This is a genomic window from Candidatus Symbiopectobacterium sp. NZEC151 (assembly GCF_025962655.1).
Lineage (GTDB): Bacteria > Pseudomonadota > Gammaproteobacteria > Enterobacterales > Enterobacteriaceae > Symbiopectobacterium.
Map to the genome: position 1 here is coordinate 252,535 of NZ_JAGFPE010000006.1, position 22,029 is coordinate 274,563.

At 52.7% G+C, this 22,029-nt stretch carries 19 protein-coding genes; 2 read left to right on the top strand and 17 right to left on the bottom strand.

Annotation, left to right across the window (positions count from 1 at the left end):
- Window positions 1-25 precede the first annotated feature (25 nt).
- Window positions 26-1,858, bottom strand: coding sequence for a glutamine--fructose-6-phosphate transaminase (isomerizing) (glmS, locus tag J5067_RS18280; protein WP_264645285.1), 1,833 nt, complete (start codon window positions 1,856-1,858; stop codon window positions 26-28).
- Window positions 1,859-2,055: 197 nt separating this feature from the next.
- Entirely contained in the window at window positions 2,056-3,429 is a 1,374-nt protein-coding gene (gene glmU / locus J5067_RS18285) for a bifunctional UDP-N-acetylglucosamine diphosphorylase/glucosamine-1-phosphate N-acetyltransferase GlmU (RefSeq protein WP_264651717.1), read from the bottom strand.
- A gap of 331 nt (window positions 3,430-3,760) precedes the next feature.
- Here glmU and J5067_RS18290 point away from each other — a divergent pair, with 331 nt between their 5' ends.
- A complete protein-coding gene (locus J5067_RS18290; protein WP_264651718.1) occupies window positions 3,761-5,959 on the top strand; it encodes a right-handed parallel beta-helix repeat-containing protein in 2,199 nt (732 codons plus the stop codon).
- A gap of 103 nt (window positions 5,960-6,062) precedes the next feature.
- Here the strand turns inward: J5067_RS18290 and J5067_RS18295 are convergent, their stop codons facing one another.
- The 13 genes from J5067_RS18295 to asnC all read right to left on the bottom strand — a co-directional run bounded on the left by J5067_RS18295 (window position 6,063) and on the right by asnC (window position 17,580).
- A complete protein-coding gene (locus J5067_RS18295; RefSeq protein ID WP_222158961.1) occupies window positions 6,063-6,482 on the bottom strand; it encodes a F0F1 ATP synthase subunit epsilon in 420 nt (139 codons plus the stop codon).
- A gap of 19 nt (window positions 6,483-6,501) precedes the next feature.
- Complete coding sequence (atpD, locus tag J5067_RS18300; RefSeq protein WP_264645288.1) at window positions 6,502-7,884, bottom strand: F0F1 ATP synthase subunit beta; 1,383 nt, start codon at window positions 7,882-7,884, stop codon at window positions 6,502-6,504.
- 47 nt (window positions 7,885-7,931) lie between these two features.
- Window positions 7,932-8,795 carry a F0F1 ATP synthase subunit gamma gene (atpG, locus tag J5067_RS18305; RefSeq protein ID WP_264645289.1) on the bottom strand — a complete coding sequence of 288 codons (864 nt, stop codon included), beginning with the start codon at window positions 8,793-8,795 and terminating at the stop codon, window positions 7,932-7,934.
- Window positions 8,796-8,847: 52 nt separating this feature from the next.
- Window positions 8,848-10,389 (bottom strand): F0F1 ATP synthase subunit alpha, encoded by a 1,542-nt coding sequence (gene atpA, locus J5067_RS18310; RefSeq protein ID WP_264645290.1) that lies wholly within the window; start codon window positions 10,387-10,389, stop codon window positions 8,848-8,850.
- Between the two features lie 12 nt (window positions 10,390-10,401).
- Window positions 10,402-10,935: a F0F1 ATP synthase subunit delta gene (gene atpH, locus J5067_RS18315; protein WP_264651719.1), complete on the bottom strand. Its 534-nt coding sequence runs from the start codon at window positions 10,933-10,935 to the stop codon at window positions 10,402-10,404.
- Window positions 10,936-10,949: 14 nt separating this feature from the next.
- Window positions 10,950-11,420: a F0F1 ATP synthase subunit B gene (atpF, locus tag J5067_RS18320; protein ID WP_195313257.1), complete on the bottom strand. Its 471-nt coding sequence runs from the start codon at window positions 11,418-11,420 to the stop codon at window positions 10,950-10,952.
- Window positions 11,421-11,480: 60 nt separating this feature from the next.
- Window positions 11,481-11,720 carry a F0F1 ATP synthase subunit C gene (gene atpE / locus J5067_RS18325; protein ID WP_005976545.1) on the bottom strand — a complete coding sequence of 80 codons (240 nt, stop codon included), beginning with the start codon at window positions 11,718-11,720 and terminating at the stop codon, window positions 11,481-11,483.
- Between the two features lie 50 nt (window positions 11,721-11,770).
- Window positions 11,771-12,541, bottom strand: coding sequence for a F0F1 ATP synthase subunit A (gene atpB, locus J5067_RS18330; RefSeq protein WP_264645292.1), 771 nt, complete (start codon window positions 12,539-12,541; stop codon window positions 11,771-11,773).
- Between the two features lie 37 nt (window positions 12,542-12,578).
- Window positions 12,579-12,962, bottom strand: a complete 384-nt coding sequence (gene atpI / locus J5067_RS18335; RefSeq protein WP_264645293.1) for a F0F1 ATP synthase subunit I — start codon at window positions 12,960-12,962, stop codon at window positions 12,579-12,581.
- Window positions 12,963-13,580: 618 nt separating this feature from the next.
- Complete coding sequence (gene rsmG / locus J5067_RS18340; RefSeq protein WP_264651720.1) at window positions 13,581-14,201, bottom strand: 16S rRNA (guanine(527)-N(7))-methyltransferase RsmG; 621 nt, start codon at window positions 14,199-14,201, stop codon at window positions 13,581-13,583.
- 86 nt (window positions 14,202-14,287) lie between these two features.
- On the bottom strand, window positions 14,288-16,177 hold the full coding sequence (mnmG, locus tag J5067_RS18345) for a tRNA uridine-5-carboxymethylaminomethyl(34) synthesis enzyme MnmG (RefSeq protein ID WP_264645295.1): 1,890 nt from the start codon (window positions 16,175-16,177) through the stop codon (window positions 14,288-14,290).
- Window positions 16,178-16,583: 406 nt separating this feature from the next.
- The gene (mioC, locus tag J5067_RS18350) at window positions 16,584-17,027 is read right to left on the bottom strand and encodes an FMN-binding protein MioC (protein WP_264645296.1); all 444 of its coding nucleotides are present in this window, start codon (window positions 17,025-17,027) and stop codon (window positions 16,584-16,586) included.
- Window positions 17,028-17,118: 91 nt separating this feature from the next.
- The gene (gene asnC, locus J5067_RS18355) at window positions 17,119-17,580 is read right to left on the bottom strand and encodes a transcriptional regulator AsnC (protein ID WP_195313263.1); all 462 of its coding nucleotides are present in this window, start codon (window positions 17,578-17,580) and stop codon (window positions 17,119-17,121) included.
- Window positions 17,581-17,731: 151 nt separating this feature from the next.
- Here asnC and asnA point away from each other — a divergent pair, with 151 nt between their 5' ends.
- The gene (asnA, locus tag J5067_RS18360; RefSeq protein WP_264651721.1) at window positions 17,732-18,724 is read left to right on the top strand and encodes an aspartate--ammonia ligase; all 993 of its coding nucleotides are present in this window, start codon (window positions 17,732-17,734) and stop codon (window positions 18,722-18,724) included.
- A 28-nt stretch (window positions 18,725-18,752) separates the two neighbouring features.
- Here the strand turns inward: asnA and viaA are convergent, their stop codons facing one another.
- Both viaA and ravA read right to left on the bottom strand, forming a co-directional pair.
- Window positions 18,753-20,222 carry an ATPase RavA stimulator ViaA gene (gene viaA, locus J5067_RS18365; RefSeq protein WP_264645298.1) on the bottom strand — a complete coding sequence of 490 codons (1,470 nt, stop codon included), beginning with the start codon at window positions 20,220-20,222 and terminating at the stop codon, window positions 18,753-18,755.
- 4 nt (window positions 20,223-20,226) lie between these two features.
- Entirely contained in the window at window positions 20,227-21,729 is a 1,503-nt protein-coding gene (gene ravA / locus J5067_RS18370; RefSeq protein WP_264645299.1) for an ATPase RavA, read from the bottom strand.
- Between the last annotated feature and the right edge of the window lie 300 nt (window positions 21,730-22,029).

Below are 22,029 nucleotides of genomic sequence, written 5' to 3' on the forward strand. Positions count from 1 at the left end.
ATTCACGAGTCAATCAGATTAGCAGTTACTCTACCGTCACCGATTTCGCCAGGTTACGCGGTTGGTCAACGTCGGTGCCTTTGATCAGCGCCACGTGGTAGGAAAGCAACTGCAACGGCACGGTGTAGAAGATTGGGGCAATCACTTCTTCCACATGCGGCAGCGGAATAATGCGCATGTTTTCGCTGCTGGTAAAGCCCGCTTCTTCGTCGGCAAACACATACAGTTCACCGCCGCGCGCGCGCACTTCTTCGATGTTGGATTTCAGTTTTTCCAACAGCTCATTGTTGGGCGCAACCACTACCACAGGCATATCTGCATCAATCAGCGCCAACGGGCCGTGCTTCAACTCACCCGCCGCGTAGGCTTCTGCATGGATGTAGGAGATCTCTTTAAGCTTCAGCGCCCCTTCCATTGCGATAGGGTACTGATCGCCGCGCCCCAGGAACAACGCATGGTGCTTATCAGAGAAACCTTCCGCCAGAGACTCAATCAGCTTGTCCTGCGACAGCATCTGCTCAATACGCGCAGGCAGCGCTTGCAGGCCGTGAACGATATCGTGCTCAATCTGGGCATCCATACCGCGCAGGCGGCCAATACGCGCCACCAGCATCAGCAGCACCGTTAACTGGGTGGTAAACGCCTTGGTAGATGCCACGCCGATTTCCGTACCGGCTTTGGTCATCAGCGCCAAATCGGATTCACGGACCAGCGAAGATCCCGCCACGTTACAAATCGCCAGCGATCCCAGATAGCCCAGCTCTTTGGACAAGCGCAGCGCTGCCAGCGTATCCGCCGTTTCACCGGACTGGGAGAGGGTGATCATCAGGCTATTGGCACGCACCGCCGGTTTGCGATAGCGGAATTCAGAGGCGATTTCCACATCACAAGGTACACCTGCCAATGCTTCAAACCAGTAACGCGATACCATGCCTGAGTTGTAGGACGTGCCGCAGGCAATAATCTGAATATGCTGCACCTTAGCCAGCAGTTCATCCGCCTTCGGACCCAGTTCAGACAGATTCACTTCACCGTGGCTAAAACGCCCTTCCAGGGTGTTTTTGATCGCCAGCGGCTGTTCGTAAATCTCTTTCTGCATGTAATGGCGGTAAGCGCCTTTGTCACCCGCGTCGTAATTGACTTTGGATTCAATCTCTTCGCGCTCAACCAGTTCGCCCGCGCGACTAAATACACGCACGGTACGGCGCGTCACTTCAGCCACGTCCCCTTCTTCCAGGAACATAAAGCGGCGAGTCACCGGCAGCAGAGCCAGTTGGTCAGAGGCAAGGAAGTTTTCACCGACACCACGGCCAATCACCAGCGGACTCCCGGAACGGGCCGCCACCAGCACGCTCGGATCGCGGCTGTCCATCACCACCATACCGTAAGCACCACGCAGTTGAGGGATCACGCGTTTTACCACGTCCACCAGCGCGCCGCCGGTCTGTTGCTGTTCCCAGTGCACCAGGTGCGCAACCACTTCAGTATCGGTTTCAGAAACAAAGCGATAGCCGCGTCCGATCAGCGTTTCACGCAGCGGTTCGTGGTTTTCGATAATGCCGTTGTGAACGATGATAATGGGGCCAGAGACGTGCGGGTGCGCATTCTCTTCTGACGGCTCACCGTGCGTTGCCCAACGGGTATGGGCAATGCCGGTACCGCCCGCCAGCGGATGTTCTTCCACCGCTTGCGCCAGCATCTGTACCTTACCCAGACGACGCACGCGGGCAACGTGCCCCTCAGCGTCAACCACCGCCAGCCCCGCAGAGTCATAACCACGGTACTCAAGGCGGCGAAGCCCTTCTAACAGAATTTCAGAAATATCGCGTTGCGCAACTGCGCCTACAATTCCACACATGGATGTGTATTCCTATACGCGTGACATATTGTGTCACTTTCGACGTCTTTGACCTGATCGTGCCGGTTTTTCCGGCGTCCCCGAGCCTTGTAGAGAGTGGGGGATTATTATGTTTTGCGCAGTGCTTTAGCCTAAAACACTGCGCAAAACCGCCTCCACGAACCGGGAGGCGATATCACTTATTTTTTCTTAACGGACTATTTTTTCTTAACGGGCCGCGCCCACCCGGAAATGTGGCGCTGTTTTACCCGGCTTATCACCAGCGCATTCTCTTCCACATCACGGGTTACCGTGGTGCCAGCGCCAATGGTAACGCCACTGGCTACGGTCACAGGGGCCACCAGTTGACTGTCAGAACCGACAAACACCCGATCGCCAATCACGGTTTTGTGCTTGTTGGCACCGTCATAGTTACAGGTGATGGTGCCTGCGCCAATGTTCACATCATCGCCGATTTCTGCATCGCCAAGATAGGTTAAATGGCCCGCTTTTGAACCTTTGCCCAAGCGCGCCTTTTTCAGCTCAACAAAATTGCCGACATGTGCGCCCTGTGCCAGCTCGGCCCCCGGTCGCAAGCGCGCGAACGGCCCTACCGTACAGTCAGCGTCCAGAACCGCATTTTCTAACACGGTGTACGGACTGAGGATACAGCCGTCGCCAATCACGCTGTCTTTGATAACACAGCCCGCACCAATCTCAACCCGGTTCCCTAAAGAGACCTGGCCTTCAATGATCACATTAGCGTCAATACTAACATCACGTCCGTGGGTTAAGGTGCCACGCAGATCAAAACGCGCGGGATCAAATAACATCACGCCCGCCAATAGCAGCTTATTGGCCTGTTCCCGCTGATAGACGCGCTCCAGCGTCGCCAGTTGCAGGCGGTTGTTAACCCCCTCCACTTCGCTCAGGTTATCAGGATGCACAGCCTCAACACGACGACCTTCGGATGCCGCCATGGCGATAATGTCGGTGATGTAATACTCGCCTTGCGCGTTGTTATTGTTTAACTGACTCAGCCAACGCTTCAGATCCTGACCGTTTGCCGCCAGAATACCGGTGTTGATTTCGTTAATTTGACGCTGCTGTTCCGTCGCGTCTTTGTGCTCGACAATTCCGACCACAGATCCCTTCTCATCGCGCACTATGCGGCCATAACCGGTAGGATCGTCCAGTTTCACCGTCAGAAGCGCAATGCCGCCCTGTGGCTTATGCGCCAGCAAGCGCGCCAGCGTGGCAGGTGATATCAAAGGAACATCACCGTACAGCATCAGAATATCTTCATCATCAGCAAAAAACGGCGCTGCTTGCTGCATGGCATGCCCGGTGCCGAGCTGCTCCGCTTGCAGTACCCAATTCAAATCCGGGTTGGTTAACCTGTCTTTCAGTAAATCGCCACCGTGTCCATAGACCAAATGCACCTGTTTGGCACCGGTTTCCATAGCTGCATCAATCACATGCTGAACCATCGGCTTGCCAGCGAGCGGATGAAGTACTTTTGGAAGATCGGAATACATACGCGTTCCTTTGCCAGCGGCAAGGATAACCACGCTCATGACACTGTTAGACATGCACCACCCTGATGAAACGAATTGATAACCCACGGATTCAATTGAGTGAAAGTAAACCCGTTCTCGCCGCGGAATACTACATATTTTTCAACGAAAAATACCGTCACGCAGCGCCTGATAAGGAAAAAAAGCATGTTCCCAAGTCTACCCCGTGCAGGCGGTTTCTTTTATTCATTTTTTCCGAAAAATGGCTAATCGATAGTGAATTCAAGTTTCAGGAAAAACAGACTTTTGTTTTATATGTTTCCATTTGTGACAAACGCAAAAGAAACAGCGTTTCATTTTTGTCATCATAGCCCCACAACTCATAAACAATACCCAAGGGGATACAATGAAACTCAGTGCTTTACGGCTTGCCACGGTAGCCCTGGCGCCGTCCTTTCTGTTCCTTAGCATGACTGCACACGCCACTGAACAACCCGCTCCGGTATGGCATAGCATCGCCTTCGGCCAATCGACCGACGTTAACTTCTCTTCCAACGTACTACCGGAAAAAATTGGCGTTAACGATGTCACCATCAACGGCAAAAAACTGGCGGTTGACGATAAAGCCGACCTCTCAGCGCCGATCACCATCGAAAGCCGCGGCGGAAAAATCGCCAACACGCACGATGGCTTAACCTTCTTCTACACCACGCTGCCGGCCAATGTGAACTTCACCTTGCAAGCCACCGTGACTGTCGATCAGTTTGGCCCGGAAAATGGCGCTAAACCGGCCGCACAGGAAGGGGCGGGGATTCTGGTGCGCGACATTATCGGTGCACCGCGTCAAAACCCGTTGAAGGAAGGCTATGAGGAGTTCCCTGCCGCCTCCAACATGGTGATGAATGCCATCATGACGCAGGATAAGAAATCCCACACGGAAGTCCGCTTGCAAGCCATTGTGCGTAACGGCGTGATGCAGCCGTGGGGCAATGCGGGTGCCAAGATCACCAAGACCAACATTCAGGAAAAAATCAACCTGGAACAGACCCCTTCTTTCCGTATGAAGGTGGAACGCACCAATGATGGTTTTGTCACGTCCTATGCGCCGAAAGACAGCGACAACTGGGTAACCAAAGACGTGAAAGGGGCGGATCTGGTCACCAAACTGGATAAAGACCATTACTATGTGGGCTTCTTCGCATCGCGTAACGCCAAAATCACCGTCAGTGATGCGCAGTTGACGACCTCTCCGGCACAAACCAAAGCGTCGCCGGAATTCAAATTTGCCGCATTTGCCCCGGTATTGCAGGTGATGTCCTCGACCAAGAGCGCGAGCGATAACTATGACGTGCAACTGCGTGCCAACTATGCCGGTACCGTCACCATCACTCAGGGCGACAAGGCGCTGGGCGCAGCACATACCGTTAAAGCCGGTGAGTTGCTGAGCGTTCCGGCCAAGCTGAGTGCAGGCACTGACTTCAAAATCGTTTATCTGCCAACAGAAGGCGATGATAAAGCCGCGAAAGAAGCCACGTTCAGCGTAGAGAAGGTCAAACTGGCCGACGCCAAGAATGTCTATGTTTCTGCGCAAGGTCAGGCAAGCAGCGATGGCAGCAAAACGGCCCCGTTAGATTTCGCAACCGCCATTAACGTATTGCCAGCAGGAGCAACCTTATGGCTAGCAGACGGCGATTACAGTGCTTCTTCTATTCCCGTCAGCGCCAGCGGCAGCCAGAAAGCACCGAAAAAACTGTTCGCTCAGGGCAAAAAAGCAGTGATTCACGGGCTGCAACTGAACGCCAGCCATTGGCATGTGAAAGGCATCGAAATCACTGAGAAGCCGTTCCGTATCGAAGGCAGCTACAACACCATCGAACAAGTACTGGCGCACCATTGTGACGACACCGGGATTCAGGTTTCTTCTTCCGGTGATGTGGGCCGTCCGCTGTGGGCCAGCCATAACCTGATTCTGAACTCAGAATCACACAGCAACCAGGACCCAGGCAAAATCAACGCCGACGGTTTTGCAGTGAAAATGCGCGTGGGTGAAGGCAACGTGATTCGCGGCGCGTTCTCTCACAACAACATCGACGATGGTTTCGACCTGTTTAACAAGATTGAAGACGGTGCGAACGGCGTTGTGGTGATCGAGAATTCAATTGCCATGAACAACACCAGCAACGGTTTCAAAATGGGTGGCGAAGGTCAGCCGGTGGCGCACAAGGTGAAAAACAGCATCGCGGTTGGCAACCAACTGGATGGTTTTACTGATAACTTCAACCCCGGCGCGCTGGTGGTAGAAAACAACACGGCGCTGGATAACCAACGCTTCAACTTTATTTTCCGTCCAAGCCCTTACTCTGGCCCGGAAAAACAAGGCGTGTTTAAAAACAACGTGTCCCTGAAAACCCAAGAAGGCAAGTACGACGACGCCGTGGTGGGTAACGTGGACAACAGCAACTTCTTTATCAAAGACGGTCGCTCTGTTAACGCTCAGGGCAAAGAGATCACCGTGAAGAACTTTGTCTCCGTCAACGTGCCGGAAACCTTCGCACGCGATGCGAAAGGCAATCTGGTACTGGGTGATTTCCTGAAGAAAAAATGATTGACTGAAAAAAGTCTGGATAAGCGGCGGGGATAACCCCGCCGTTTTTTATCGATAAAAAAAGGCCGATCTCTCGATCGGCCTTTTTTACTGAAGGCGCACGTCACATCGCTTTTTTAGTCAGCTCAATAACACGCAGCTTCGCAATCGCTTTCGACAATTCTGCGGAAGCCTGTGCAAAATCCACATCGCCATGGGAATTGCGAATGTGATCTTCCGCTTTACGCTTGGATTCCAGCGCACGCGCCTCATCAAGGTCCTGCCCACGGATGGCGGTATCGGACAGCACGGTCACAGAGTTCGGTTGCACCTCAAGGACGCCGCCGGACAGATAGATATACTCTTCTTCGCCGTGTTGCTTAACAATACGCACCATACCAGGTTTAATGGCAGTGAGCAGCGGGGCGTGGCCAGGGTAAATCCCCAGTTCGCCCTCACTCCCCGTCACCTGGATCTTTTGCACCAGGCCGGAGAACATTTCCTGTTCTGCGCTAACGACATCCAGATGGTAAGTCATAGCCATATCAACCTCCTAACAGACGTTACAGTTTCTTGGCTTTTTCCACTGCTTCGTCAATGGAGCCAACCATGTAGAACGCCTGCTCCGGCAGATGGTCGTATTCACCGTCCATGATGCCTTTAAAGCCGCGGATGGTGTCTTTCAGTGACACGTATTTGCCCGGAGAACCGGTAAACACTTCTGCCACGAAGAACGGCTGCGACAGGAAGCGCTGGATTTTACGCGCACGGGCAACGACCAGTTTGTCTTCTTCAGACAGCTCGTCCATACCCAGGATCGCGATGATATCCTTCAGTTCCTGATAGCGTTGCAGAATGGACTGCACGCCACGCGCTACGTCGTAGTGTTCCTGACCAACCACCAGCGGATCCAATTGACGGCTGGTGGAATCCAGCGGGTCAACGGCCGGATAGATACCCAGAGACGCGATTTGACGGCTCAGTACCACGGTCGCATCCAAGTGGGCGAAGGTGGTGGCTGGCGACGGGTCAGTCAAGTCATCCGCAGGGACGTATACGGCCTGTACGGACGTGATAGAACCGGTTTTGGTGGAGGTGATACGTTCTTGCAGCACACCCATCTCTTCCGCCAGCGTCGGCTGATAACCTACCGCAGAAGGCATACGACCCAGCAGTGCGGATACTTCCGTACCGGCCAGGGTATAACGGTAGATGTTATCGACGAACAGCAGTACGTCACGGCCTTCATCACGGAATTTTTCCGCCATGGTCAGGCCAGTCAGTGCTACGCGCAGACGGTTGCCTGGCGGCTCGTTCATCTGGCCGTAGACCAGTGATACTTTGTCGATAACGTTGGAGTCGGTCATTTCGTGGTAGAAGTCGTTACCTTCACGGGTACGTTCCCCTACACCGGCAAATACGGAGTAACCAGAGTGCTCGATCGCGATGTTACGGATCAGCTCCATCATGTTTACCGTTTTACCTACACCAGCACCACCGAACAGGCCCACTTTACCGCCCTTGGCGAACGGACACATCAGGTCGATAACCTTGATACCCGTTTCCAGCAGTTCCTGGGAGTTGGAGAGCTCTTCGTAGCTCGGCGCTTCACGGTGAATCGCCCAGCGCTCTTCTTCGCCGATCTCGCCTTTCATGTCGACCGGTTCGCCCAGTACGTTCATGATACGGCCCAGCGTGGCTTTACCTACAGGTACTTCGATCGGGTGGCCCAGGCTGTTTACTTTCAGCCCACGACGCAGACCGTCAGAAGAACCCATTGCAATACAACGAACAACGCCGCCGCCCAACTGTTGCTGCGTTTCCAGCACCAGTTTTTCAGCACCGTTTTCAACCTCAAGCGCATCGTACACGTTAGGTACGGCATCTTGCGGGAACTCGACGTCGACCACGGCGCCGATTACCTGGATGATCTTTCCAGTTGCCATCTTGAATCCTCTACGTAATTCGACAATACGTAATTCGTAAACCTGGTTTAAACCGCGGAGGCTCCCGATACGATCTCGGTGAGTTCCTGCGTGATGCTGGCCTGACGTGCCTTGTTGTAAACCAACTGAAGCTCTTTGATCAGGTCACCGCCGTTATCGGTTGCGGCTTTCATCGCAACCATACGAGCGGCCTGTTCACTGGCCAGGTTTTCTACGACGCCCTGATAAACCTGAGATTCCACATAGCGGCGCAACAGGGTATCCAGCAGCGACTTAGGATCGGGTTCATACAGGTAATCCCAGGATTTCTTCTTCAACTCGCCATCTTCCGCAGGCGGCAGAGGCAGCAGTTGAACCACTTGGGGTTCCTGAGACATGGTATTGATGAACTTGTTGCTCACGATGAACAGCTTATCCAGACGACCTTCATCATAAGCTTGCAGCATCACTTTTACCGGCCCGATCAGTTCGGACAGGCTAGGGTTATCCCCCATGCCGGTAACCTGAGCAACAACGTTACTGCCCACAGAACCGAAGAATGAAACCCCTTTGGAACCAATCAGCGCCAGATCGCTCTGTACGCCTTTATCGCTCCAGGCTTTCATGTCTGCCAACAGTTTTTTGAACAGGTTAATGTTCAAGCCACCGCACAGGCCACGGTCCGTAGACACCACCAAATACCCGACGCGTTTAACGTCACGCTCATCCAGGTACGGATGTTTATATTCCAGATTCCCTAACGCCAGGTGACCAATCACCGTGCGGATGGTCTCTGCATAAGGACGGCTGGCCGCCATACGATCCTGCGATTTACGCATTTTGGAAGCGGCGACCATTTCCATCGCTTTAGTGATCTTCTGCGTGTTCTGGACGCTTGCGATCTTACTACGTATCTCTTTTGCGCCGGCCATCTTTGCATCTCCTCAATGCCTGAAGGCCTGCCATCAGGCAGGCCTACGGGCGTTACCAGGACTGGGTTGCCTTGAAGGTATCAAGGATAGTTTTGAACTTACCCTCGATCTCATCGTTATAAGCGCCAGTCTGGTCGATTTGTTGCAGAAGATCGCCGTGCTCGCGGTCGGCATACGCCAACAGCGCCGCTTCGAAGCTGCCTACTTTCGCCAGTTCTACATCAGCCAGATAGCCACGTTCAGCGGCGAACAGCACCAGAGACTGCTGCGCAACCGACATCGGCGCATACTGTTTCTGTTTCAGCAGTTCAGTTACTTTCTGACCATGATTCAGCTGCTTACGCGTTGCATCATCCAGATCCGAAGCGAACTGGGAGAACGCCGCCAGTTCACGATACTGCGCCAGCGCGGTACGGATACCACCGGACAGTTTCTTCATGATCTTGGTCTGCGCTGCACCACCCACGCGGGATACGGAAATCCCTGGGTTAACCGCAGGACGGATACCGGCGTTGAACAGGTTAGATTCCAGGAAGATCTGACCATCGGTAATCGAGATTACGTTGGTCGGAACGAACGCGGAAACGTCACCTGCCTGCGTTTCGATGATCGGCAGCGCCGTCAATGAACCGGTTTGCCCTTTCACTTCACCCTTGGTAAACGCTTCTACGTAATCGGCGTTAACACGCGCCGCGCGCTCCAGCAAACGGGAGTGGAGGTAGAATACGTCGCCTGGGTAAGCTTCACGACCTGGCGGACGACGGAGCAGCAGGGAAATTTGACGATAAGCGACGGCCTGTTTGGACAAGTCATCGTAAATAATCAGTGCATCTTCACCGCGGTCACGGAAGTATTCACCCATCGCACAACCGGCATACGGTGCCAGATATTGCAGTGCAGCAGATTCAGACGCGGTAGCGACCACCACGATGGTGTTGGCTAATGCGCCGTGCTCTTCCAGTTTACGCACCACGTTAGAAATAGTGGAGGCTTTCTGGCCGATAGCCACGTACACGCACTTGATGCCGGAATCGCGCTGGTTGATGATGGCGTCGATAGCCAGTGCGGTTTTACCCGTCTGACGGTCGCCGATAATCAATTCACGCTGACCACGACCAATCGGGATCATGGCGTCAACGGACTTGTAGCCCGTCTGTACCGGCTGATCAACGGATTGACGTTCGATAACGCCTGGTGCGATCGCTTCTACCGGAGAGAACCCGTCGTTCTCAACCGGGCCTTTGCCGTCGATTGGTGCACCCAGGGTGTTCACCACGCGGCCCAACAGACCACGGCCAACCGGCACTTCCAGAATACGGCCGGTACACTTGACCTTCATGCCTTCGGCAAGGTCAGCGTACGGACCCATCACCACCGCACCTACGGAGTCGCGCTCCAGGTTCAGGGCGATAGCGTAACGGTTGCCGGGCAGGGAGATCATCTCCCCCTGCATAACATCGGCCAGGCCGTGTACGCGGATGATCCCGTCACTGACGGAAACAATAGTACCTTCATTGTGAGCTTCGCTCACCACATTGAACTGAGCAATGCGCTGCTTGATCAGTTCGCTGATTTCGGTGGAATTCAGTTGCATGCTCCAGTCCCCTTAAGACTGCAAGACGTCTGCGAGGCGTTCCAGACGACCGCGGATGCTGCCATCTATCACCATGTCGCCCGCGCGGATCACCACGCCTGCGACAACAGACTTATCAATTTTGCAATTCAGCTTCACTTTGCGTGACAGGCGTTTTTCCATGGCGGAAGTAATCTTGTCCAGCTGCGATTCACTCAGTGCGCTCGCGGAGGTGACTTCGACGTCAACCGTCGACTCCTGCGCGGCGCGGAGTTGCGCAAACTGTTCCAGAACTTCAGGAAGCACCAGTAAACGCCCATTTTCCGCCATTACCTTGATCAGGTTCTGGCCGGGCTCATCCAGCTGATCGCCACACACGTCAATGAAGGTGCTCGCCAGCATATTCGGTGCCATAGCACCAGACAGCAGAGCGGCAACCTGTTCATTGCGTGTGACTTCAGCGGCAAACGCCAGCATGTTCTGCCAGCGTTCAACGGCCTGATGTTCAACCGCAAAGTCAAAAGCTGCTTTGGCGTAGGGGCGAGCTACCGTGACAAATTCAGACATCGGCCCCTCCCTCCTTACAGTTCAGCGACCAGTTTATCAACGATGTCGCTGTTAGCAGCTTCATCCACGGAACGTTCAATAATCTTCTCGGCACCGGCAATCGCCAGCATGGCAACCTGTTTACGCAGCTCTTCACGAGCACGTTTACGTTCGGCTTCAATTTCAGCCTGCGCCTGCGCCACGATTTTGCTACGTTCAGCTTCTGCTTCCGCTTTGGCCTCATCCAGGATCTGAGCACGGCGTTTATTGGCTTGCTCTACGATCACCTGAGCTTCGGCCTTGGCTTTTTTCAGCTGATCGGTGGCATTGGCCTGCGCTAAGTTCAAATCTTTTTTGGCGCGTTCCGCAGAAGCCAAACCGTCAGCAATCTCTTTCTGACGCTTTTCGATGGCAGCCATTAACGGCGGCCATACAAACTTCATGCAAAACCAGACAAACAGGACGAACGCAATGGCTTGGCCGAGGATTGTTGCATTAATATTCACAGCACAATGCCTCTTTTAAGTTAAATGATTGATGTTAAATACCTAACCGGCATTACCGAGTTAGGCGACCGCAAACATCACATACAGGCCCAGACCAACAGCAATCATCGGGATGGCGTCAACCAGACCCATAACGATAAAGAACTGTGTACGCAGCAGAGGAATCAGGTCAGGCTGGCGAGCCGCACCTTCCAAGAATTTACCACCCAGAATGCCGATACCGATCGCAGCACCGATCGCCGCCAGACCCATCATCAACGCGGCAGCCATGTACAGCAGATCCACACTCAGGTTTTCCATGACAGTCTCCAGTTTGTTTCAGTTAGAACGTTATTGTGTTGAAAGAAAAATCAATGCTCTTCAGATGCCATCGAGAGATAAACAACCGTCAGAACCATGAAAATAAAGGCCTGAAGCGTAATGATCAGGATGTGGAATATTGCCCAAGGCACATTCAACAACCATTGCGACCACCACGGCAGCAAACCGGCAATCAGGATGAAGATCAACTCACCCGCATACATGTTGCCAAACAGTCGCAAGCCGAGTGAAACCGGTTTGGACAGCAGGCTGACACCTTCAAGAATCAGGTTGATGGGAATAAAGACCGGATGGTTGAAAGGCTGCATGGTCAGTTCTTTAACAAAACCGCCAACGCCTTTCATTTTGATGCTGTAGAACAGCACCAGGATAAACACGCCCAGCGCCATGGACAGTGTGATGTTGACATCCGCCGTCGGTACTACGCGCAGGTAAGGCAATCCAATCCAATGCTCACCGATAAAGGGCAGAAGATCGATCGGCAACAGGTCCATGGCGTTCATCAGGAACACCCAAACGAAAATGGTCAGCGCCAAAGGGGCGATAAGTTTGCTTTTGCCATGGAACATGTCACGCACATTGCCATCAACAAAACCGATGATCATCTCCACAAAGGTTTGCAGTTTACCGGGCACGCCGCTGGTCGCGTTCTTTGCAACCTTGCGGAAAATGACCAGAAACAGGATCCCAAGTGCGACTGAGAAAAACATCGAATCGACGTTAATCGACCAGAACCCCGAACCTACCTGTAAATGTTTCAGGTGATGACCGATATACTCTTGGGGAGTAGATGCAGACATGATGTTCCTTACCCTGTTGTTGTTAATACGGTAACGGTTAACGAATCTTACGGTTAACGATGGCTGGCGCCACTATCTGCATTATCAGCACCGCCAGGTAGGTCAGACCAAGGGGAACAAACGCCGCCTTGAACAACCCTAACGCCACCACCAGCAACGCGATGGTGATAAATACTTTCAACGCCTCACCAATGGCAAACGACCAGGCAACGCGCCCCTCTATGGGCTTACCCGCCTGATGACGCAAGGCGAACAGTACAAAGCACACGTTCGGCAGCCACACCGCCAGTCCTCCGGCTAAAGCGGACGCGCCCGCCTCAACACTGCGCAGGCAAAAAACGGCGCTGACCAAAACGAACGTAGCCGCCTGTAGCATCAACCCCAAAAAGGCCGGTTTTCCACTGTAAAGGGAGACAGACATGCGTTTTGCTCTTCATTCCTGTTCCAGAGGCTGACTGACGTATAAAACTGCCTTTATTCCATCGAGTCAAGCGGCAAAAAACGAGCAAATTATACGGTTCACGCCTGCGAATTCAATCGATAAGTAGCAAAAAGGTGAACAATAATTTAAATCTCTTATTCAAGCCCTATTTTTACTAACAATCCTGACAACGGCCGCGGCTCGCAAGCCTTTCTATAACCCGATAATATGTGATATCAATCACATAAAAATGACATATACACTTTATATCAGATCTGTTTTTTTTAAGTCTTTAGCAAAAATAGCTATTTATCTTAATTAAATTCAAATAGTTAAATAATGACTCGTTTTAAAACTCCCCGAAAACATCCAATGCACTGCGTATTGACATCATTAACATTATTTCTTTATGTCTTTAACATCTGGATTTTTCATTCGCTATTTACAACAGCAATTAATTTCTCGGGTTACTATTCGAAGAGAAACAAATAGCATGCAAGGCTGCCAGGTTTTGTAAAAAAATGGTGATCGGTGTCCATTTTTCCGCAAATAATACCCTTCAGACTCAAAAGGTCTCTCTGATACAATTAGTTATAATTTATTTGATAAAACGCAAAATTAGTTTGGTTTAAGAATCACCAAATGGCGTTCACCGTCCAGTTCGGGTACCGATAAACGCACAATACGCACTACCTCTATCGACGTAGGCAATGCGGTTAATTCCTCTTCTGGCACTACCCCTTTCAAGGCATAAAAACGCCCGGTTACAGGCGCAGGCAGATGTTTGCACCACGCCAGCATATCAAGCAAAGAGGCAAAAGCGCGACTGATAACGCCATCGAAAGGCGGCTCAGCGGTGAATTCTTCGACCCGAGACTGCACTGGAAAGACATTATCCAGCTTGAGTTCATGCTGAACCTGGCGCAGAAAACGCACGCGTTTTCCCAGGCTATCGAGCAGGGTGAATGACGCAGACGGACGAACAATAGCCAGTGGAATGCCCGGTAATCCCGGTCCGGTTCCCACATCGATAAACCTATCGCCCTGCAAATGCGGCTCAACCACGATGCTATCCATGATATGACGTACCAGCATCTCCTGCGGGTCGCGCACTGACGTGAGATTATAGGCCTTGTTCCACTTGTGCAGCATGTCGACATACTGGATTAGCGAATTTTTTTGTTGTTCACTGACCAAGATGCCAGCCCGCTGCAACAGAGCGTCTAATTTTTGTTTCACGCGCTTATCCTGCCATATCTGATGAAACGTGGCTGCCAGGAACAGCCACAAAATGACACACCGTCGTGCACTATCTGCGCCGGTTATCAGGCGCTGCGGCGCAGCAGCCCTTGTTTTTTCAGCCAAACCAGCAGTATAGAGATTGCTGCTGGGGTAATTCCTGAAATACGCGAAGCCTGGCCAATGGATCCCGGTTTGTGGTCGTTGAGTTTGGCTTTCACTTCGTTGGAAAGCCCACTCACCTGACGATAATCCAGATCCGCTGGCAGCACGGTACTCTCATTGCGCAGCTGTTTTTCAATCTCGTCCTGCTGGCGCGCGATGTACCCTTCATACTTCACTTGAATCTCAACCTGCTCCGCCGCCTGAACATCCGTCAGCGCGGGCGAGAACATCGGTAACGTGGTCAGGGTGGCGTAATCCATCTCAGGGCGACGCAGCAGTTCCTCGCCGGTCGCTTCACGCGACAGCGGCGTTTTCAGCAACGCATTGACAGCCTCTCGCTGTTCACTGTGAGGGTGAACGCGAATTTCACGTAGACGCTGGCGTTCCTGCTCAATCTGTTCCAGCTTCTCGTTGAAGCGCGCCCAGCGGTAATCGTCCACCATACCGAGTTCACGACCCATTTCAGTGAGACGCAGATCGGCGTTATCTTCGCGCAGCATCAGGCGGTATTCAGCACGCGAGGTAAACATGCGATAGGGTTCTTTGGTGCCGAGCGTACACAGATCGTCCACCAGCACGCCCAGATACGCCTGATCGCGACGTGGGAACCAACCGTCCTGATCGAACGCCAGACGTGCCGCGTTCAAACCGGCCAACATGCCCTGGGCAGCGGCTTCTTCGTAACCGGTTGTGCCGTTTATCTGTCCGGCAAAGAACAAACCGTGGATAAATTTACTTTCCAGCGTGGGTTTGAGATCGCGCGGATCGAAGAAATCGTATTCGATAGCATAGCCTGGGCGCACGATCTTGGCGTTTTCCATGCCTTGCATCGAACGGACGATTTGCCACTGTACGTCGAAGGGCAGGCTGGTTGAAATGCCGTTGGGGTAAATCTCGTTACTGGTCAGCCCTTCAGGCTCAAGGAAAATCTGGTGCGCATTGCGATCGGCAAAGCGCATCACCTTGTCTTCGATCGACGGACAGTAGCGCGGCCCAATCCCCTCGATCACACCGGCATACATCGGGCTGCGATCCAGGTTATTGCGGATCACCTCATGGGTTTTTTCATTGGTATGGGTGATGTAGCACGGCATCTGCGCCGGGTGCTCGCTGGCGTTCCCCAGGAACGAGAACACCGGCATTGGGTTATCACCGTGCTGTTGCGCCAGTACGCTGAAATCAATGGTGCGCGCATCGATACGCGGTGGCGTACCGGTTTTAAGACGGCTGACACGCAACGGTAGCTCACGCAGTCTGCGCGATAGCGGTATCGAGGGCGGATCGCCAGCGCGTCCACCGCTGTAGTTATCCAGGCCGATATGAATTTTGCCGTCAAGGAATGTCCCAACGGTCAGCACCACCGTTTTGGCGCGGAATTTCAGTCCCATTTGGGTGACAGCGCCGACCACACGATCGTTCTCAACGATAAGATCGTCAACCGCCTGCTGGAAGATCGTCAGGTTCGGCTGGTTCTCCAGCGCGGTGCGTACCGCCTGACGATACAGCACGCGATCCGCCTGTGCACGCGTAGCACGCACCGCAGGGCCTTTGCTGTTGTTTAGTATTCTAAACTGAATACCACCCCGATCGACGGCGCGAGCCATCAGGCCGCCCATGGCGTCGATCTCTTTAACCAGATGTCCCTTTCCGATCCCACCAATAGCCGGATTGCAGGACATTTGTCCCAGCGTATCGATATTGTGTGTCAATAACAGGGTTTGACGCCCCATGCGTGCCGCTGCCATGGCGGCTTCTGTGCCCGCATGACCACCGCCGATCACGATGACGTCAAAAGGATCTGGATAAAACATGGTACTGCACCTCGCGTGGTGTTAACGAGAATAGTCGGGTTAACGATGTGTGCCTAAGATCATTGCTTGCCTTGGGGAAGGGGATTCTACTCAAGTTTACGCAAACGACAAGCCCGTTGGATCGTCGGTAGTTAAAGAAAGATCTTTTTATATAGAGATCTTCTTATTGGATCTATTATTAGGATCCGCACTGCTTGTGGATAAGTTATTTTTCCAGATGAAGATCAACGAATTGTTGATGATCGTTTGCTGTGAATGATCGGTGATCCTATACCGTATAGCCTGGGATCAAAATAGACAGTTATTCACATGACAAAAAACGAACAGCGGTTGTTATTGGGATAACTACCGGTTTTCACCCGGATATACATAAAGTTATACACAATTAAGTGGCTAAATAAACCGCTTAATTGAGTAATTCTACCCACGGAGCCAACCAGATTTCTGCCGGATCCTCGGGAATATCGTGTTGGGTGATGTCGATCTGTAACATCTCGCCGATCCTTTTTGCGCCACGATCCGCAAGAATACGATCCACCGTAACGATCGCACCGCAGAAGGTGTCATACTCTTTGCTGCCGATCCCGATCGCGCCATAACGAACCTCCGAAAGATCCGCTTGCCGATCGCTAATCTGTTTAAACAACGGTTGCAGGTTGTCCGGTAAATCACCAGCACCGTGGGTTGAGCTCACCAGTAGCCATATTCCGCTCTGCGGGAGGTCGTCCAGTTGCGGGCCATGCTGAACATCAGTGGAAAAGCCTTGCTGTTCCAGTAACTCGGCCAGATGTTCTGCCACATACTCCGCACTGCCTAACGTACTGCCGCTGATAAGCGTAATGTCTGCCATGCTCGATCCCGTCAGAATAAAAGATGCGGTATTGTACGCTGTGATCGAGCTGTTATCTACCTGTGGATAATAGGGATATACCTGTTGGCATTTACGGAGTGATCGTCCGCATGATCGGGTTCTGGAGCGAGATCAGGGTTTCCGTGGACTGAATTTCATCGATGGTCTGGATCTTGTTGATAAGTACGTGTTGCAGTGCGTCAATGGAACGGCACATCACTTTGATGAAAATGCTGTAGTGCCCGGTGGTGTAGTAGGCTTCTACCACTTCTTCCAGGTTATTCAGTTTCTCAAGGGCTGAGGGGTAATCCTTGGCGCTTTTTAAAATGATGCCGATAAAGCAGCACACGTCATAGCCGAGTTGCTTCGGGCTGACATCGACCCGGGTGCCGACAATAATGCCTGCCTGCTTCATTTTCTCAACGCGAACGTGGATGGTGCCGGGGCTCACCGAAAACTGCTTGGCCAATTCGGCATAAGGGGTGCGGGCATTTTCCATCAAGGCGTTAAGGATGCCGCGATCGAGATTATCGATCTGATAAATTTCAGTCATAATTTTTCCTTATATTTAGCTCTTTCTCATTTTTAGCATGCGTTAAATGAGGAATCAAAACCATGATGCCTGTTTCTTTGCTGGATTATTGAGTTTCACCGCCATTCTATTGCTTAATTGCACAATAGACAGTGACGACGGACATGGGTAAATGAAAAAGAGCTATATCGAAAAACAACAACAAATCGCGTTTGTGAAATCCTTTTTCTCCGCACAGCTGGCGCAGAAGTTGGGTCTGATTGAAGTTCAGGCCCCGATTCTCAGCCGCGTGGGCGATGGCACTCAGGATAACCTCTCTGGCAGCGAGAAAGCGGTGCAGGTACACGTGAAGGCGTTGCCTGATGCCACGTTTGAAGTGGTGCACTCCCTGGCGAAATGGAAGCGTAAAACCTTGGGGGAATATGACTTTAGCGCCGGGGAAGGGATCTACACCCACATGAAGGCGCTGCGCCCGGATGAAGATCGTTTAAGCCCGATCCACTCTGTTTATGTCGATCAGTGGGATTGGGAACGCGTGATGGGAGATGGCGAACGTTCCATCGACTATTTGAAATCCACCGTTAACCACATTTATCAGGCAATCAAAAGCACCGAAGCAGAGGTCAGTAGCCAGTTTGGCCTGACGCCTTTCCTGCCGGAAACCATTCATTTTGTCCACAGCGATACGCTGCTCAAGCGTTATCCTGAACTGGATGCCAAAGGGCGCGAACGCGCCATTGCCAAAGAGCTGGGCGCGGTATTCCTGATCGGCATTGGCGGGGCGTTGTCCCACGGTGAGCGTCACGATGTGCGTGCGCCAGATTATGATGACTGGTCGTCAGCGGGTGAACAGGGTCTGAAAGGACTGAACGGCGATATCCTGGTGTGGAACCCGGCGTTAGGCGATGCCTTTGAGCTCTCTTCCATGGGGATTCGTGTGGATGCTGATGCGCTTCAACGTCAATTGACGCTGACGGGTGATATCGATCGTCTGGCTCTGGAGTGGCATCAGGCGCTGCTGCGTGGTGACATGCCGCAAACCATCGGCGGCGGTATCGGTCAGTCTCGTTTGGTGATGTTATTGCTGCAACTGGCGCATATTGGTCAGGTTCAGTGCGGTGTGTGGCCACAGCCGGTCAGAGAGTCCGTGCCTGCGTTGCTGTAACGCTATGGGGATTTCGATGGCGCTACGCTCAGGCGTGGCGCAACCGCCGCAGTAAACGTCCTTTTAACCCGGTATCCACGTGCCAGATATGGTCAAAGATGTGCAGGATGCCGGGTTTTCCATGTTGTGACATCGCGACGGCATGAAAACGATGGTGATGTTGCTGCTGTCGTTGCCGAACGCGTTGTACGGTCTCTTCAGGCAAGCGCTGAGCGATGAAATCAGAAATCATCACCGCATCGGCATCGTGCCACACATCATCTTCCAGCTTGTCCAGCAACGCTGACATACAGGCTGCCATATCGGTGCCGCCACGAAATGATTGGCCGAGAAAGCGCGTGGCCTGTTCGATACCGGTGACGGCAGTTAACTCATAGCGCACGATGTCGGTGGCAAACAGCATGATGTAGCAACGGCGATTATCGGCGAGGGCGACGCGCATCAGTGCCAGGCAGAAGGCTTTGGCGCAGCGTTCATTGAAACCGCCCATCGACCCTGAGGTATCGACGCAGACAATAAAAGGCCCTCTGGGCTGCTGTTCGTTTTGCTGATGCGAAACCGGGCGCTCAATCACCTTTTCGTGCCAGCTTTCCCCCTGCAACCGATAGGTCAGCAACCGCCGTTCCAACAAGCGACGGTAGAATTCGTATTCCAGCTCTTTAATGCCCATAGCGGCGAGCTCTGCGGGGAGCAGGCGCAGAATATCATCGCTTTGATGGATGCCATCCACTTGCTCTGGCACCGTATCCGTTTCGCGCACCATGACGCGAAACGCTTCGCGCGGTGCTTCGGTAGAGAGAATGGATTTGGTTTCCCTACTGCGACCTAAACGCTCGGCCAGGCGCTGTAGTGACGGCTGTTTTTGCAGAAAATCACCGAAGTTAATCAGGGTTTGCAGCTCGGTTTTTATCAATTTTCCCGCGCTGAGATCCCATAAGCGTCCGGCGGCTGTTTCGTTCTCCGCCAGTACGGCTTCCAGTTTGCCGGTCAGCGTTAGCCGCTGTTGTAATTCATCGAGCAGGATCTCTTTTTCTGCTTCCATCAATTGGTGGTGCAAGGAGACCGTTTGCAAAGAGAGGCTCATTTTCCAGCGCTGCAAGAACAGCGCGTGGAAGGCGTTGCTAAATCGCTGCCCAAGCGTCGGTTCTGCATGTGCGATCAGCTTGTTAGCCTGAGGAAGAAAAGGCGAGTCCACCGTTTGCAGCGTATCAACGATACGCGGAATGCGTGACTGAAAGGTCAGATTGTCGATGGCCTGAGTATTTTGATAGCAGGTAAATTCCCGCTCCAGATCGGCCGGTGCCACGGTGGCACGCAGACGCTGCTTGAGCGACGCTTTCCACTCGGGCAGATCGTGCAGCAGCGCCGCTTTCATTCTTGGGTGCTGTTCAAGAAAGGTCGTGAGCTGTGGCGTCGCCAACAGCGCGATAACCAGGTCGTCCAAGAGCTCGTTTTCGTCAATGGACAACAGCATTTCCAGCGATTCCAACGTCAACATTCGATCAATCCTGTAACGAGAGCTGTATCTGTTCGTCGACCTGTTGCAGGCTGTCTTCTATTTTTGCCAGCCAGTCGGCAGGGATGAACAAACACGGTTGATGGTGGTGAAACAGACGTCGCTGCTCGCGCAGTTGTTGACGCAATTTCTCATATTCATCAGTAAGTTCTGTCGGTAAGGTACAGTCTCGTTTTTCAGGTAAAGAAAGAATGGTGGTCTGTAGGCTGATATCGCGCACCGCAAGATGAAGGTGGTCATCCACGTACATATCGAGGTGCTGGGTAAACCCGATGCCGTTGAGTTTTCCCCTGATTTCGCCTTCTCCGCCTTTTTGCAGCCATGACTGCAAGGCGTTTTTTTCTAACACGATATGTGTCACATCAATATTATTCAGTACCAACGGACGCTGCAACACCACGGTCAGCGTCTCTTTATTCAGCGTTGCTGGCAGCAGGTAGTGGGCTTTACGGCTGAGGAATGCCCCCTGCTTTTCGACCGTGATCGCCTGCAACTCGCTTTGTTGCTGCTGATATTGCTGCCGTTTCACGTTTAATTGCTGCAAGCGGAACAGCAGTGCCTGTTGCTGATAGGCGTGCGCAGTGACGAGCTGCTCGGTGTGCTGCTCCACCAGCGTCTGTGAATCCCTATCATGCCACAGGCAATCTTTCAGCAAGATGACATCGAGCGGAACAATGCTTTCACGGCCAGAGAAGAACGCACAGGCTTGCAGCAGTCGCAGCGCTTTCTTCCAGCGTCGATCGGAGACGTACGGCGCGTTGTCTGTGGTATTCAACTGTTGGCGCAGCGCATAAATCAGTTCAAAGCAGGCATCCGGCAAGGCGATGCGATCGATGGCGCTTTGCCATGCCTGATACTCTTCGTCGCTGACGCTCAGTGACGGTGGCACCGGGTTGTCACGATCGCTACCGTTGTGGGTTAGCAATGCGCGGAAGTTTTGTTTTTCCTGCACTTTATCCAACCACAGGCGAATCAGCATGCGGTCATAGAGTGCTTCTAAGCTGCTGTCTGATTCGGGCAGCTCATTGGAGGCGGTAACCAACAGCCGCATGGGGATGGTTTCTTCATGGCTGCCGTTGCGAAAGCGCCGTTCATTGATGGCTGTCAGCAGGGTATTGAGAATGGCCGGACCGGCTTTCCAGATTTCATCCAGAAAGACGATTTCCGCCTCCGGCAGGTAGCCGCCGGTAAGACGCTGATAGCGCCCTTCATCTTTTAGCGCCTGAATCGACAGCGGGCCAAACACTTCTTCCGGGGTAGAGAAGCGTGTCATCAGGTATTCGAACGCGCGGGCGTCACGAAAAGCGAACTTCAGGCGACGCGCGATCATGCTCTTGGCGATGCCCGGCGGCCCCAGCAAAAACACGCTTTCGCCGCTGAGCGCGGCGAGCAGGCACAGGCGAATCGCGTGCTGACGTTCATACAGGCCGTGTTCAAGAGCTTGGCTGAGGCGCGTAATACGATCGGCCAAAGAGGCTGATTGAAGCATAAGAGATCCGTTTTTACTCTGATGACGCAAAACAAGGTGACAAGAGATGAAGTCATCAACGACGATGCAATAATATACGGCAGATCACAGATTTTTTTTAATCGTATCTGCGTCGATTATTGCCATCTTTGGCTATGTTAATCAATAAACCAGTTTATTTCTGGATGTTTCGATACGGCGTGAAGGGATGGGTTTTTGCATGAATATATGCATACTGTGCGCTTTCGGGCGAAGTCTACGAAAAACGCGTTGCTCTCCACGCAGTGAAAACAGCGGAAGTCGCAAAGTGAAAACAACAGA

What these genes read in the sequence shown, in the direction of transcription:
- mioC (WP_264645296.1), bottom strand. Translation starts at nt 17,027, where the DNA reads ATGGCAGACATTACGCTTATCAGCGGCAGTACGTTAGGCAGTGCGGAG.
- atpH (WP_264651719.1), bottom strand. Translation starts at nt 10,935, where the DNA reads ATGTCTGAATTTGTCACGGTAGCTCGCCCCTACGCCAAAGCAGCTTTT.
- atpD (WP_264645288.1), bottom strand. Translation starts at nt 7,884, where the DNA reads ATGGCAACTGGAAAGATCATCCAGGTAATCGGCGCCGTGGTCGACGTC.
- J5067_RS18290 (WP_264651718.1), top strand. Translation starts at nt 3,761, where the DNA reads ATGAAACTCAGTGCTTTACGGCTTGCCACGGTAGCCCTGGCGCCGTCC.
- glmU (WP_264651717.1), bottom strand. Translation starts at nt 3,429, where the DNA reads ATGTCTAACAGTGTCATGAGCGTGGTTATCCTTGCCGCTGGCAAAGGA.
- atpA (WP_264645290.1), bottom strand. Translation starts at nt 10,389, where the DNA reads ATGCAACTGAATTCCACCGAAATCAGCGAACTGATCAAGCAGCGCATT.
- atpG (WP_264645289.1), bottom strand. Translation starts at nt 8,795, where the DNA reads ATGGCCGGCGCAAAAGAGATACGTAGTAAGATCGCAAGCGTCCAGAAC.
- atpI (WP_264645293.1), bottom strand. Translation starts at nt 12,962, where the DNA reads ATGTCTGTCTCCCTTTACAGTGGAAAACCGGCCTTTTTGGGGTTGATG.
- atpB (WP_264645292.1), bottom strand. Translation starts at nt 12,541, where the DNA reads ATGTCTGCATCTACTCCCCAAGAGTATATCGGTCATCACCTGAAACAT.
- asnC (WP_195313263.1), bottom strand. Translation starts at nt 17,580, where the DNA reads ATGACTGAAATTTATCAGATCGATAATCTCGATCGCGGCATCCTTAAC.
- asnA (WP_264651721.1), top strand. Translation starts at nt 17,732, where the DNA reads ATGAAAAAGAGCTATATCGAAAAACAACAACAAATCGCGTTTGTGAAA.
- ravA (WP_264645299.1), bottom strand. Translation starts at nt 21,729, where the DNA reads ATGCTTCAATCAGCCTCTTTGGCCGATCGTATTACGCGCCTCAGCCAA.
- atpE (WP_005976545.1), bottom strand. Translation starts at nt 11,720, where the DNA reads ATGGAAAACCTGAGTGTGGATCTGCTGTACATGGCTGCCGCGTTGATG.
- viaA (WP_264645298.1), bottom strand. Translation starts at nt 20,222, where the DNA reads ATGTTGACGTTGGAATCGCTGGAAATGCTGTTGTCCATTGACGAAAAC.
- mnmG (WP_264645295.1), bottom strand. Translation starts at nt 16,177, where the DNA reads ATGTTTTATCCAGATCCTTTTGACGTCATCGTGATCGGCGGTGGTCAT.
- glmS (WP_264645285.1), bottom strand. Translation starts at nt 1,858, where the DNA reads ATGTGTGGAATTGTAGGCGCAGTTGCGCAACGCGATATTTCTGAAATT.
- J5067_RS18295 (WP_222158961.1), bottom strand. Translation starts at nt 6,482, where the DNA reads ATGGCTATGACTTACCATCTGGATGTCGTTAGCGCAGAACAGGAAATG.